General features: G+C 60.0%; 12 protein-coding genes and 1 tRNA gene. 12 read left to right on the forward strand and 1 reads right to left on the reverse strand.

The genetic code is table 11. The annotated features are described in order from the left end of the window. Positions 1-240: 240 nt before the first annotated feature. The 12 genes from AAAT03_RS07395 (at position 241) to AAAT03_RS07450 (ending at position 12,730) form a co-directional block, all read left to right on the forward strand. Positions 241-537 carry a Veg family protein gene (locus tag AAAT03_RS07395; RefSeq protein ID WP_006234957.1) on the forward strand — a complete coding sequence of 99 codons (297 nt, stop codon included), beginning with the start codon at positions 241-243 and terminating at the stop codon, positions 535-537. 2 nt (positions 538-539) lie between these two features. Further along, entirely contained in the window at positions 540-1,436 is an 897-nt protein-coding gene (ispE, locus tag AAAT03_RS07400) for a 4-(cytidine 5'-diphospho)-2-C-methyl-D-erythritol kinase (RefSeq protein WP_117774375.1), read from the forward strand. 49 nt (positions 1,437-1,485) lie between these two features. After that, positions 1,486-1,562: transfer RNA gene (locus tag AAAT03_RS07405), tRNA-Pro, on the forward strand. 112 nt (positions 1,563-1,674) lie between these two features. Beyond that, positions 1,675-1,950 carry a twin-arginine translocase TatA/TatE family subunit gene (gene tatA / locus AAAT03_RS07410; RefSeq protein ID WP_022094895.1) on the forward strand — a complete coding sequence of 92 codons (276 nt, stop codon included), beginning with the start codon at positions 1,675-1,677 and terminating at the stop codon, positions 1,948-1,950. Positions 1,951-2,056: 106 nt separating this feature from the next. Next, on the forward strand, positions 2,057-2,527 hold the full coding sequence (gene greA / locus AAAT03_RS07415) for a transcription elongation factor GreA (protein ID WP_006234960.1): 471 nt from the start codon (positions 2,057-2,059) through the stop codon (positions 2,525-2,527). 79 nt (positions 2,528-2,606) lie between these two features. Next, complete coding sequence (lysS, locus tag AAAT03_RS07420) at positions 2,607-4,571, forward strand: lysine--tRNA ligase (RefSeq protein WP_117840013.1); 1,965 nt, start codon at positions 2,607-2,609, stop codon at positions 4,569-4,571. Positions 4,572-4,913: 342 nt separating this feature from the next. After that, positions 4,914-6,482 (forward strand): threonine/serine exporter family protein, encoded by a 1,569-nt coding sequence (locus tag AAAT03_RS07425; protein WP_231500736.1) that lies wholly within the window; start codon positions 4,914-4,916, stop codon positions 6,480-6,482. Between the two features lie 221 nt (positions 6,483-6,703). Further along, positions 6,704-7,297 carry a DUF2798 domain-containing protein gene (locus AAAT03_RS07430; RefSeq protein ID WP_117840012.1) on the forward strand — a complete coding sequence of 198 codons (594 nt, stop codon included), beginning with the start codon at positions 6,704-6,706 and terminating at the stop codon, positions 7,295-7,297. 186 nt (positions 7,298-7,483) lie between these two features. After that, the gene (locus AAAT03_RS07435; RefSeq protein WP_117840011.1) at positions 7,484-10,126 is read left to right on the forward strand and encodes an ATP-dependent Clp protease ATP-binding subunit; all 2,643 of its coding nucleotides are present in this window, start codon (positions 7,484-7,486) and stop codon (positions 10,124-10,126) included. Between the two features lie 120 nt (positions 10,127-10,246). Beyond that, positions 10,247-10,606 (forward strand): type II toxin-antitoxin system RelB/DinJ family antitoxin, encoded by a 360-nt coding sequence (locus AAAT03_RS07440; RefSeq protein WP_197032147.1) that lies wholly within the window; start codon positions 10,247-10,249, stop codon positions 10,604-10,606. After that, positions 10,603-11,124, forward strand: coding sequence for a PIN domain-containing protein (locus AAAT03_RS07445; protein WP_117773490.1), 522 nt, complete (start codon positions 10,603-10,605; stop codon positions 11,122-11,124). The genes AAAT03_RS07440 and AAAT03_RS07445 overlap by 4 nt, the downstream gene beginning before the upstream one ends. 148 nt (positions 11,125-11,272) lie before the next feature. Beyond that, the gene (locus AAAT03_RS07450) at positions 11,273-12,730 is read left to right on the forward strand and encodes an aminoacyl-histidine dipeptidase (protein ID WP_117773489.1); all 1,458 of its coding nucleotides are present in this window, start codon (positions 11,273-11,275) and stop codon (positions 12,728-12,730) included. Between the two features lie 397 nt (positions 12,731-13,127). Here AAAT03_RS07450 and AAAT03_RS07455 read toward each other — a convergent pair whose 3' ends face one another. Then, positions 13,128-13,904 (reverse strand): hypothetical protein, encoded by a 777-nt coding sequence (locus AAAT03_RS07455; RefSeq protein ID WP_117773488.1) that lies wholly within the window; start codon positions 13,902-13,904, stop codon positions 13,128-13,130.

Consider the following 13,904-nt stretch of genomic DNA (forward strand, 5'->3'; position numbering starts at 1 on the left):
CTCCCTCCATCGCGGGCCGGGGGATTCCGGCCCCTCTGGGGTTGCCTACCCGGATTCGCGCCTCAGGACTCAGCGCAACGCGTTGCGCTGAGTCCTGAGGCTGTTGCAGTGAACATGAGAATCAAGGTAGCCAAATTAGCTACTTGCGCGTGGTCGCAACAGGGTGCTATAGTATTAGAGTTTTGTCTATCTTAGGGGTATTATCCCCTTTTTGAATTGCACCTTCTGGAGGCCCTGTTCATGGAAGAGATGGAAGTCAATCACGTCGACGACATCCACGAGAAGCTGACCGATATGGTGGGCGATCGCGTCAAGGTGAAGGCCAACATGGGCCGCACCCGCGTCGTCGAGCGCATGGGCACCATCAAGAGCGTCCACCCCGCCGTCTTTATCGTCGAGGTTGACGAACGTCGCGGCCGCAAGTCGCGTCAGTCCTACCAGTATATCGATGTCCTCACCGGGCAGGTCGAGCTGTTCGACCCCGAGAGCGGTGAGCACATTTTTACCCCGCTCGGCAATCAGCTCGAGGAGCACTAACGGTGACCGATCGGTCCCTGACTCTTTCCGCGCCGGCAAAGATTAACCTCTACCTGGGGGTTCATACCGAGCGCGATGACCGCGGCTACCACAGGGTCGATTCCCTGATGGCAGCCGTCGGTCTTTCCGATTCCGTGACGGTCGCGCCGGCGCAGGCGCTGACCGTCCAGACGGTTCCGGCATCAGATTTTCCCATGCAAAAGAATACGGCGTATCGGGCTGCGGTTGCTATGGCCGAGCATTATGGTTGCGAGGCAAACATCTGCGTGACGATTGAGAAGCGCATTCCATTGTGCGCCGGCTTGGGCGGCCCCTCGACGGACGCGGCCGCGGTCATTGTCGCCTTGGCGGAGCTCTGGGGAATTGATCGCACCGACCCCGCGCTCGACGACATTGCGCGGGGTATTGGTGCTGACGTCCCGTTCTTTTTGCACGCGAGCCTTGCGTTCTACGTAGGTGGGGGAGACGTGCTGGCAACTGAGTATCCCGCGCTGCCCGCAACGCCCGTCGTGTTGGTCAAGCCGCGCGAGGCAAGCGTTTCAACAATTGAAGCCTATCGACGTTTTGACGAGGCTCCGGTGCCTGCAGACAAGCCCGGCGCGATAGCTTCTGCCTTGCATGCTGGTGATGCCGAGACGGCATATGCGCTCATCCATAACAACCTAGGTGTCATTTCCGCACAGATGGAGCCGCAGATTCAAACGGTTCTCGATTGGCTGCGTAAACAGGACGGCACCGTTGCTGTAGATGTGTGCGGATCGGGTGCCTGCTCATTTGCCATTTGCGACACCGCCGCCACGGCCGAAAGGCTTGCCGACGCTGCCCTGCAAAACGGCTGGTGGTCCTGCGCGACGGAGCTCATTCCCAACACGGTTCGCATCGAAGTGCCAAAGAAGTAAAAATTTCTCTAGCACACGACGGAAATCTTTGTTACTATAGTCGAGCTAACGGGTTGTGGCTCAGTTTGGTAGAGCACTGCGTTCGGGACGCAGGGGTCGCTGGTTCAAATCCAGTCAACCCGACCAGAGCATGAGGAGGGACCGCTTCTTGCGGTCCCTTTTTTTAGCTATTGTTGTGATACCGCGATACCCGCGGTATACTCATTCGAGCTTGTCTCGCTGTATTGTGGAGGTCTACATGTTTGGACTGAGGGCTCCTGAGCTCATCATTATTCTCGTCGTTGTCCTGATTATCTTCGGGCCCAAGAACCTGCCGAAGCTCGGCAAGTCCCTCGGCTCTACCGTCAAGAATATCCGCGAGGGTATGGAGGGCGACGATAAGGCCGAGACCAAGCAGGCCGAGGAGGTCGTGGTCGAGCAGTCCGAGGAGGACAAGGAGATCGCTGAGCTCGAGGCCAAGCTCGCTGCTGCCAAGAAGAAGCAGGCAGAGGACAGCGACGCGGACGCAGAGTAGTCCCATCCCTTTGGGGTGAGCACCTGACCGGCTTGCCCGCAGGCTAGCCGGTCTTTTTCGTTTTGTTGACAGTTGATTGTTTGATCAGAGTTGGGGAGATATCCGTATGGACGCAAGCCAGATCGTACTGACCGCTGAGGGCCGCCAGAAGCTCGTCGAGGAGCTCGCTTGGCGTGAGGGCGATTACGCCAAGGAGATCGTCGAGGACATCAAGGAAGCCCGCGCGTTCGGCGACCTTTCGGAGAACTCCGAGTACGATGCCGCCAAGGACAAGCAGGCCCAGAACGCCGCTCGTATTGCCGAGATCCAGGCCATCCTTGCCAACGCTCAGGTTGCTGCCACCACAGGTGATCTGACCGTCTCCATCGGTTCCACCGTTTCTCTGATTGATCCCAACGGTGAGGTCATGGAAGTCACGCTCGTCGGTACCACCGAGACCAACTCGCTCGAGCACAAGATTTCCAACGAGTCTCCGGTCGGCCACGCCATCATCGGTCACGGCGAGGGCGACTCCGTCGAGGTCGTTACGCCTTCCGGCAAGACTCGCGTCTACACCATCGCCAAGATTGCACGCTAGACCACGGTCCCGCGTAAAGGTATGTTTTCGCTCCCTGGGACCGAATCCTGGGGAGCGTTTTAGTTTGAGGAGCTAACTTATGGCAGAGAACCAGAACGCCGCAGATCAGGCATCGACGCTCAACGACGAGCGCGCCACCCGCCTGGCCAAGCGCGCCGCCCTGTTCGAGGCGGGCCAGAACCCCTATCCCGAGCACTCTGAGCTTGAGGACTACGTTGCCGATATCGAGGCTAAGTACGCCGAGCTTGCCGATGGCGAGGACACCGAGGACGTCGTGAAGATCGCCGGCCGCGTGGTCGCCAAGCGCGGTCAGGGCAAGATCATGTTCATCGTCGTGCGCGATGCGACTGCCGAGATTCAGCTGTTCTGCCGCATCAACGACATGGACGAGGCTGCATGGAATACGCTCAAGTCCCTCGACCTGGGCGACATCCTGGGCGTGACCGGCGTGGTTGTGCGCACCCAGCGCGGCCAGCTCTCCGTTGCCCCTAAGAGCGCGACCCTGCTTGCCAAGGCCGTTCGTCCGCTGCCCGAGAAGTTCCACGGTCTTTCCGACAAGGAGACCCGTTATCGTCAGCGCTACGTCGACCTGATCGCCAACGACGATGTCCGCGAGACCTTCCGCAAGCGTTCGCAGATTCTCTCCACCTTCCGCCGCTTCATGGAGTCCGACGGCTACATGGAAGTCGAGACCCCCATCCTGCAGACTATCCAGGGCGGCGCCACGGCTAAGCCGTTCATCACGCACTTCAACGCGCTCGACCAGGAGTGCTATCTGCGCATTGCTACCGAGCTGCATCTCAAGCGCTGCATCGTCGGCGGCTTTGAGCGCGTGTTCGAGATTGGCCGCATCTTCCGCAACGAGGGCATGGACCTCACCCACAACCCCGAGTTCACCACGATGGAGGCCTACCGTGCCTTCTCCGATCTCGAGGGCATGAAGGCGCTTGCCCAGGGCGTCATCAAGGCTGCCAACAAGGCCATCGGCAACCCCGAGGTCATCGAGTACCAGGGCCAGACCATCGATCTTTCCGGTGAGTGGGCAAGCCGCCCCATGACTGATATTGTCTCTGACGTGCTCGGCAAGAAAGTCACCATCGACACGCCGGTCGAGGAGCTTGCTGCCGCCGCGCGCGAGAAGGGCCTGGAGATCAAGCCCGAGTGGACTGCTGGCAAGATCATCGCCGAGATTTACGATGAGCTGGGCGAGGACACCATCGTCAACCCGACCTTCGTGTGCGATTACCCCATCGAGGTCAGCCCGCTTGCCAAGCGTTTTGAGGACGACCCGCGTCTGACGCACCGCTTTGAGCTGGTTATCGCCGGTCACGAGTACGCTAACGCGTTCTCCGAGCTCAACGACCCGGTCGACCAGGCCGAGCGCTTTGCCGCTCAGATGGCCGAGAAGGCTGGCGGTGACGACGAGGCCATGGAGTACGACGAGGACTACGTGCGCGCCCTCGAGTACGGCATGCCTCCCGCGGGCGGCATCGGCATCGGTATCGACCGCGTGGTCATGCTGCTCACCAACCAGGCCTCCATCCGCGACGTCCTGCTGTTCCCGCACATGAAGCCCGAGAAGGGTTTCCAGTCCGGTGCTGCTGCCGCCAAGGCCGCCGAGGCCGGCAACGCCTCGAGCCCGTTCGTCAAATCGCTCAAGCCTACGCTCGATTACTCTAAGATCGCCGTCGAGCCGCTGTTCGAGGAGTTTGTCGACTTTGATACCTTCTCCAAGAGCGATTTCCGCGCCGTGAAGGTCAAGGCGTGCGAAGCCGTCAAGAAGTCCAAGAAGCTGCTGAACTTTACGCTCGACGACGGTACCGGTACCGACCGCACCATCCTTTCCGGCATCCATGAATACTATGAGCCCGAGGACTTGGTCGGCAAGACCCTGCTCGCCATCACCAACCTTCCTCCGCGCAAGATGATGGGCATTCCCAGCTGCGGCATGCTGATCAGCGCTATTCACGAGGAGGAGGGCGAGGAGCGCCTCAATCTGATTCAGCTCGACGCTTCCATCCCCGCCGGCGCAAAGATGTGCTAACTAGTTACGCGGTTCTACGAACCGCGTAACGGCTCGACGCTGCGCGCCGCCCAGGGCGACAATTTGTCATTCAAAAGGTAAGGCATGACCAGAAGGTCTATGTCTTGCCTTTTTCATGCCAACTTGTTCGCCCTGGACGTCGCTCGCTGTCCGTCCTCTACCTGCGGCGTTGCCTTGGTTGGCACTTAGGGACGTTCTTAAACGACTAGCCATTCAAGAACGTCCCCAACGACTACCTAACGGCTATTGCGTACATGACTCACATGACAGTTGTCTCTTTTATGTTTCCTTTAGCCGTCGCTGCCTAGGATGGGAGTTAGTCGGCAGGAAGGGAGCGTCTGTATGGACGATGCGAGCGAGCGCGCGATCGAAGAGGACATGCTCGATCAGTTCAATTACTTTGATGATGAGGACGAGGAGCTGATCGACCGTCGCGAGCCAGCGCCGCTTGATTCCTTTGATCTGGTCGATGAAGAGGCTGATGAGGTTGAGGATGAATCGACGGAACCCCCACAGCCTTCGCGCCTTGACTCACTGCCTTCGAGAGCCCCCATGCACCACGGTGTCCGTGCCGGCGCGCTCCATATGAAAACTGACTGGCGCCAGATCGTGACCGCGGGCGATGAGCTTGCCGTCGATGCGCCACTTACCGACAAATCATCCATCATCTGCCGCACCGGTATGCTTATGCTCGCGAGCGGAACGGGTGCCTGGCGTGTACGCGATACCATGAACCGCGTCGCCGCCGTACTCGGTGTCACCATCCACGTTGACTTAAGTCTCCTGTCGTTTGAGTGCACCTGCATCGAAGGCGGCCACTGCTTTAACGAGGTCGTCAGCCTGCCAACAACGGGCGTCAACACTCATCGCATTTGGATGATGGAGAGCTTCCTAAAGGAAATCGAGACTTATGGGCGCCGGTTTACCGTGCATGAGTATCACGAGATGCTCAAGACCGTTGAGAGTTCAAAACCTGATTACGCGCCTTGGCAACAGGGCCTTGCGGCGGCCTGCGCCTGTGGCGCCTTTGTCTTTTTACTTGGTGGCGGTCCCATTGAGATGGCATGTGCGTTCGTGGGCGCGGGCGTCGGCAACTTTGCCCGTTCTCATATCCTCAAGCAGGGCCTCGGCCAGTTTAGCGCGTTGACGATTGGCGTCGCGCTGGCCTGTATCTCGTATTTACTGGCGTTGCTCGGCCTTGGCCAGGTCATTCCGGGGGCAATGTCGCACCAAGAAGGCTATATCGGCGCCATGCTCTTTGTCATCCCCGGCTTTCCCCTCATTACGGCAGGCCTCGACATCGCAAAGCTCGATATGCGAAGCGGCATCGAGCGTCTTTCGTATGCTGTGTCAATTATTGTGATGGCGACCCTCGTAGGCTGGATGGTTGCCGAGTGTGTGGGACTGGCGCCGGATGACTTCGCCCCGCTCGGCCTCTCACCGTTGGCTCTTACGCTCTTGCGCATACTGATGAGCTTTATCGGTGTATTTGGCTTCTCGGTTATGTTCAACAGTCCGATAAAGATGGCCGCGGCGGCTGGGCTCATCGGTGCCGTGTCTAATACCTTGCGCCTTACGCTCGTCGATGCGCCGACGCTGTTTCCCTTTCTGGGCCTGAGTGCAGGCATGCCTCCCGAGGCGGCGGCGTTTATCGGCGCGCTGGTGTCGGGACTGCTTGCGAGCCTGGCCGAAATCAAGCTCACGTACCCGCGCATCGCCCTCACGGTGCCATCGATTGTCATCATGGTGCCGGGACTGTATCTGTATCGCTCGATGTACTACATGTGCACGTTTGACACGGTTAATATGCTTGGCTGGTTTGTGCGTGCGGTGCTCATCGTGGCGTTCCTTCCCGTCGGCCTGAGCGTAGCGAGAACTCTCACCGATCCCCGCTGGCGCCACACCAGCTAATTGGTGCAAGGGGGACAGGTTACTTTGCACCAATACGCCGAGCATCTCCACAAACTCAACGCTTACGAAGCGCGTGTTGTTCGTGTTAGGGTAGTTCCACCACATAAGTAGTCGCAGACGCACGTACCGCGGGCGGGCGAGATGAAGTCCCAGTAACTCCATCTCGCCTGCCCGTTTTTTTGCACGCGCCGCGGCGTAACACAGAAAGGATTTCGCCCTTTATGCCTATCAACAAACGAGAGAGCCTGCTGTTCACCTTTATCATGTGTTTTTGTATGGTGCTCTGGATGAGCATCTACAACGTTGCCCTGCAGCATGGGGCCATCAACGGCGAGGTTGTTGCCGCTGCATGGCTTGGCTTCCCCGTTGCCTACGTCTTTGCCATGTGCTGCGACTGGTTTATCGCCAGCCCGCCAGCCAAAGGCTTCGCCTTCAAGTTCCTGGTTACTCCGGGCAAGAGCTCGCCGCTCGCTATGACGCTCGCCGTCAGCTCCTGCATGGTCGTCCCCATGGTCATCATCATGTCGCTCTACGGCGCCTGCGAGGGCCTGTTCCATATGCCCGGCGGCCCGCTTGCCAATTTGCAGGCGCTGCCGATGATGTGGCTCGTCAACATTCCGCGCAACTTTATCATGGCCCTGCCCTGGAACCTGCTGGTGGCCGGTCCGGTTGCCCGGTTTGTCTTCCGTCGCGCCTTCCCCATGGGCACGGTCTTTGCCGAGCCGCACATGGAGCTCGTGCACATGCCGGGTGCTCCCGCTGCCGAGGAGGTTGCCAACATTTCCGAGGGCATGGACGTCGAGCCTGCCTGCTAGGCAACGCTCAGAACCAGACCCCCAAACAGACCGGAGCGATTCCTTTTTTGTAGACGTTGTCGTATGGCTCCGTGCGGAAAAGGTCCCAACGGTTAACATATACTCCATATGGGTAAAGAGACCAAAGCGCTGCCGCGGGGCGGCGCTTTGCGTTTGAAAAAACTAGCTCGTCTAAGAGGAACTAGCATGTTAGACCGTTTTACCGATCGCGCGCGCAAGGTCATGTCCATGGCCAAGCAAGAGGCGCTCGATCTACACTCAAATAAAGTGGGTACCGAGCATCTGCTGCTCGCGCTCGCTAAGGAGGACGAGGGCATTGCCGCCGAGGCACTGCGCTCGCTCGATATCTCCTACGACGACATCATGGACACCCTCAAGGAGGTCCAGACCACCGTTCCCGAGCCCAGCGAGGAGACCGAGGCCGCCAAGCTCGCCTTTACGCCGCTCGTCATTAGCGTGATGGAGCGTTCCTTCCGTGTGGCGCGCGAGAACAACCAGACCTATGTGTCGACCGAGCACCTGCTCATCGGTATCGTCGAAGAGGGCAACGGAATGGCCATGGACATCCTCATGCGCCTGGGTGTTTCGTCCGCTTCTATCAAAAAGGCCATCGAAAAGCTCACCGCCAAGGACCAGGACAAGAAGCGTCCGCTCGCCGGAGCTGGCGCCGGCCGCCCCGGTGCGGGCCTGCCGTTCTTTAGCGGCTCGGACGCCTCACAGCAAAAGGGGGACGGCACCGACACGCTCAAGCAGTTCGCCACCAACCTCACACAGAAGGCGCGCGACGGCAAGCTCGATCCCGTGATCGGTCGCGAAAAGGAAGTCCAGCGCATGATGGAGATCCTTTCGCGCCGCACCAAGAACAACCCGCTTATCTTGGGTGATCCCGGCGTGGGCAAGACAGCCATCGTCGAGGGCCTGGCTCAGCAGATTGCCGCCGGCAACGTGCCCGAGAACCTCATGAACCAGAATATCTGGACACTCGACCTGCCGGGTCTTGTTGCGGGCGCCAAGTATCGCGGCGAGTTCGAGGAGCGTCTCAAGAACGTGATCCAGGAGGCGACCGAAGCCGACGACGTTATCTTGTTTATCGACGAGATGCACACCATCATCGGTGCCGGCTCTGCTGAGGGTTCTATCGATGCGAGCTCCATGCTCAAGCCCGTTCTCGCACGCGGTGCCTTCCAGATCATCGGCGCCACCACGGCCGAGGAGTTCCGCAAGTACCTCACCAAGGATCCGGCCTTTGAGCGTCGCTTCCAGACAATCGATGTCGAGGAGCCGAGCGTCGAGGACACGGTCAAGATCCTGACCGCGCTCAAGCCGCGCTACGAGGAGCACCACCATGTGCGTTACACACAGGGTGCTATCGAGGCCGCCGCGAACCTCTCCAACCGCTACATTCAGGACCGCTTCCTGCCCGATAAGGCCATCGACCTTATCGACGAGGCCGGTGCCCGCGCCCGCATCGCCGCTAACCGCGCGCCCGAGCCGGTGCGCGAGGCCGAGCATCGCGTCGAAGAGCTCAAGGCTGCCGCACAGGAGGCCACCGAGAGCGACGACATGAACAAGGCTGCCGAGATCACTGAGCAGCAAAAGGCTGCCGAGATTGAGGTTGCCGAGGCCAAGGCTGCCTGGACGGCCGAGCTCGACGCGAGCCCGCTCACCATCGACGTCGCCCAGATCGCCGACATCGTCTCCGTGACCTCGGGTGTGCCGGTGTCTTCGCTCACCGAGAGCGAGAGCCGTCGCCTGCTGCAGACCGAAAGCGTGCTCAAGACCCGCATTATCGGCCAGGACGAGGCAGTCGAGGCCGTTGCCAAGGCCGTGCGCCGCAGTCGCTCGCCGCTCAAGGACCCGCGTCGCCCCGGCGGCAGCTTTATCTTCCTGGGTCCCACCGGCACGGGCAAGACCGAGCTCGCCAAGACGCTTGCCGAGTATCTCTTTGGCAGCAAGGACGCGCTCATCAGCTTCGACATGTCGGAGTTTGGCAGCGAGTTCGAGGTCTCCAAGCTTATCGGTAGCCCCCCGGGCTACGTTGGCCATGACGAGGGCGGTCAGCTCACCAAGGCCGTGCGCCGTCATCCGTACTCGGTTGTGCTGTTTGACGAGATCGAGAAGGCGCACCCCGATATCTTCAACATTCTGCTGCAGGTGCTGGAGGAGGGCCGCCTGACCGATAGCCAAGGCAAGACGGTCGACTTCCGCAATACCGTGATCATCATGACGTCCAACGTGGGCGCCCGCGAGATTGCGCAGGATGCGAGCGTTGGCTTTGGCACCACCGGCGAGCACGGCCTTACCTCGAGCGAGATTAAGGGCCGTGCGATGGGCGAACTCAAGCGCCTGTTCCGCCCCGAGCTGCTCAACCGTATCGACGACATCGTGGTGTTCCAGAAGCTTTCGGGCGAGAATCTGACCAAGATCGCGCACCTGCTGGTGGACGACTTGCGTCAACGCCTGATTGCCAACGGCATGAACATCAAGCTCACCGATGCGGCCTACGACAAGATTGTGGCCGAGGGCACCGACCTCACCAATGGCGCGCGTCCGCTGCGCCGCGCCATCCAAAAGCTCATTGAGGACCCGCTGTCCGAGGAGCTGCTGGCCGGCGAGTGGGGCGAGGGCGATACCGTCCTGTGCGATGTGGCCGACGGCAAGTTTGTCTTTAGCCACGGCACGGGCGAGATTCCGGCACCGCGTCCGGTCGGCGCGCTCGGCGGCGATACCGCTCCGGCGGCGCCGCACACCGGCAACGCCACGCCCGTAAGCGGCGGCGTGACCTCGGGCCCCGGCGGCATGATGCAAGCCGGCTCTGGCGCGCTGTAAAGTGTGAAATAGTCTGAATGAAGGGGATGTTCCAGCTGGGACGTCCCCTTTCTGGTAAAGGCGGCATTCATCCTAAATGCTATACTAAGTAAAGGAAAGCGTATAGCAAAAGGAGCCAACATGTCTATGTCGATACTAGACTCACGGCCGGTTCAGATGAACGTGCGCATGGATCGCCAACTCAAGGATGCCGGGGACGCCGTTTTGGCACAGATTGGCATGACGCCGTCGCAAGCCGTTCGGACACTTTGGGAGTATCTGGTCGTTAACGGACATATGCCCTCGAAGGGAGACGCGGCGGCTCCAGTTTCTGACGGAGTGGAGCCCCGGCGCATGGAGTCAAGGGCCGCGCAAGGCAGCCATATCGTTCGCGATTCGTGCCTCAAATACGGCATCCCCATCCCTGAGTTCTCGGGAGACTATGACGACCTCTATGAGGAGGCCATGGCGGAGCGCTATCCCGAGTGGGTGGAACTATGAGCACAGAAGGCGTCCTCAAGCTGTTAATCGATACCAACGTATGGATGGATTATTTTTCTGGCAGGTCCGACCGTACGGCAAATGTCGCCCATCTGATCGAGATTGCCGACGCCTCGGAGCGGATTGCCCTGTTTGCCTCGTCGCTTTCGGTCAAAGACGTTTCATATCTTGTCTCGGCGGCAATCAAGCAGGAGTGCCGAAGAAAGACTGGCTCACTGAGCGATAACGCCATTGCGGCGGCAGACGAAACGGCCTGGGCATGCGTTCGACAGATGCGCGAGCTAGCCCTCATCGCCCCGGTCGGTGCAGATGAGGTCTTCGACTCCTTTGTGTTCAAGTATCATCACAACGACTTTGAGGACGACCTGATACTGGGCGTCGCTAATCGCATTGATGCCGATTACGTCGTGACGGAGGACAAAAACCTCATTAAACATACCAATGGCGTATGCATAAACGTTGATCAAGCTTTGAGGTTGGTTGAAGGGTCCAACGCCCCTTCGGTGCGGCCCGTCTAACCTGCTTTATCTTAATAAAGTAGCGTTTCCCCGCCGTTAGCCGATGATGCGAGGGCGCTCGGCGTTTTCGACTGGTTTATGCACGCAAAGTCTGGGAATATACAAGGCGCATGTCTTACTGTCTAACCAGTTGCGCCAAGGAGGCACCATGGATTACAAGATTACCGGCTACGAGCCCGCCCAGCTGTTCCATTTCTTTGAGGAGGTCAGCGCGATCCCCCGTGGGTCTGGCAACGAGAAGGGCATCAGCGATTTCCTGGTTGCGTTTGCCAAGGAGCGCGGCCTCGATGTGTACCAGGACGAGGTCTACAACGTCATCATTCGCAAGCCCGCTTCTGCCGGCGCCGAGAATGCTCCGGCCGTGATGCTGCAGGGCCACATCGATATGGTGTGCGACAAGTTGGGCTCCGTTGAGCACGACTTTACGACCGACGGTATCGACCTGGTCGTCAAGGACGGCGTCCTCACCGCTAACGGCACCACCCTGGGTGCCGACAACGGCATTGCTGTCGCTCTGATGCTCACTGTTCTCGATGACGATTCGATCGTTCACCCCGCCCTCGAGTGCGTATTCACCACCGACGAGGAGACTGGCCTGGTCGGTGCCGAGACGCTCGACAAGTCCCAGATTAGCGCCCGCACCATGATTAACCTTGACTCCGAGGAAGAGGGCGTTGCCACCGTCAGCTGCGCCGGCGGCGTCGTTGTTACCTACGCCTGCCCCATCGTGCGCGAGCACAAGACCGGCAGCACCCTCACGCTCGACATCTCCGGCCTACTGGGTGGTCATTCCGGCAACGATATCAACCTAGAGCGCGGCAACGGCAACCTCATCATGGCCCGCATCATCGACCGCCTGATGGTTGCCGGCGAGCCCGCCATCGTTAGCTTTAACGGCGGCACCAAGGACAACGCCATCAACCGTGAGTGCAAGGCTGTTCTGGTCTACGCCGACCACGCTGCCGCCGAGGCCGCGGCCCAGATCGCAAAGGGCATCATCGCCGACGTCACTGCCGAGCTCGAGGTCTTCGACCCCGGCTTTACCTGCACCGTCGAGATTGCCGATAACGCTGAGGTCGAGGCCATGGACCAGAAGTCCGCGCTTGCCCTCATCCGCGCCCTGCGTCTTGCCCCTAACGGCGTGATTCGCCGCAACGTCGCCACCGACGGCTCCGTCGAGGTTTCCTCCAACATCGGTGTGGTTGCCACTTCTGACGACGAGGTCAAGATCATGCTGTCCCCGCGCTCCTCGATCACCTCGCTGCAGGACGAGTTCAAGGACCGCCTGCAGACGCTGGCCGATGTCCTGGGCTTCGACGCCAAGTTTGAGTTCGAGTATCCCGGCTGGAGCTATGCCGAGCATTCGCCGGTCCGCGACGTCTTTGTCGAGAGCTATCGTGAGCTCTTTGGCTCCGAGCTGCGCATCGAGTCCATTCACGCCGGCCTTGAGTGCGGCCTGTTTGCCGAGGCCCTGCACGGTCTGGACGCCATCGCCGTGGGCCCGACGCTCTCCGATGTCCACACCCCGGACGAGAGCATGGAGCTCGCTTCTGCCGAGCGCTTCTACGAGCTGCTCATCGACGTCCTCAAGCGCCTTGCCGCGTAAAGGTCACGCCGGCAGCGGTCCGAGCCACGTGCTAGCGGATTGCAAATGACATTACGAGAGGGGACACCCGGTCTTTTGCGACAGGTGCCCCCTCTCTTCTTTTAAGAAATGGGAAATTGCCTGGCGTCTAACCCATATCACCCTTTAGTCAATTTGGAACGTGTCTCTATAGTTTTGTCCACTCTCCCGGGACGACCCCGCCTTCCTTGAGGCGCGTCGGGAGGCTCGGCGTTACAGAGACGGCAAGGCCGGACGGGGATTACCTCTTCGCGATGGAGGGGAACCCCCGGCGCTGGAGGGCGACGGGGAAGAGCCATGCGATCAAAACGGGGAGCAGCGACTGCCGAAAGTTGATCGTCTCGCACAAGCGCCAGCACGACATTCGGGCTTTCGGATCCTAGGGAGCGGATGGCCGGGGCGGAGATTCCGGTTCAGAGTCAGAGAAGAAGAGGTGAAGGCTTGAGCCCCGGTGGAGGGAATTAGTGCCTTCCCGGGCGTAGCGCCATGTCTCCTCCACGGTATCGCCCGGAACCTTTACGTCCCCGCTTCGGAGCAGATTGATGAAACCCTCGGGGTCGTTCCGGTATTTCTTGCCGAAGGCTGCGGAAAGCTGCCTCTTCTCGTCATCGCTGAATTCGCGTACGGAGCCGTAGAGCGCATGCTCGAGGTTGCGGGACATGAAGTAGACTCTGTAGGGGACTGCGTGTTTTCTGTGCTTGAGCTCGCGCGTGCCCGCGAGCTCAAGCAGCGCGGCAGACTTTCTCTCGTTTCTGTCTACCACCCTAGCGGTGTCCCGGGCGGTGATAGAGTCGCGGCCATAGACGAATCCATCGCAGTCCCCCTCGACGATGCACTCGTTCGGTATGAAGGCGCCGTCCAGGTCGACGATGTGGATGATCCGGTCGAGGTCGGTCCATTCGTACTCGTGCCGCGACGCGATGCGGTCGACGACGAACTGGCGCACGGTGTCGCGCACCCTGTCCTTGACGGCGAAGGAGGCCTCCCATGAGAAGGGTCGCACCGTGGTAACGTCGCAGTGGAAGGCGAGCGCCCTCGCCTCGGGCGGTGCACCGTTTGCGGCGAAGTTGAGCGCGGCCTGCATGGGCTCGAGGAGCGCGTTTTCATCGCTCGGCCCCTCCACGAGAATCAGGACGACCCGCTTCTCCCTTGCCAT

The organism is Collinsella sp. CLA-AA-H167 (genome assembly GCF_040095305.1).
GTDB lineage: Bacteria > Actinomycetota > Coriobacteriia > Coriobacteriales > Coriobacteriaceae > Collinsella.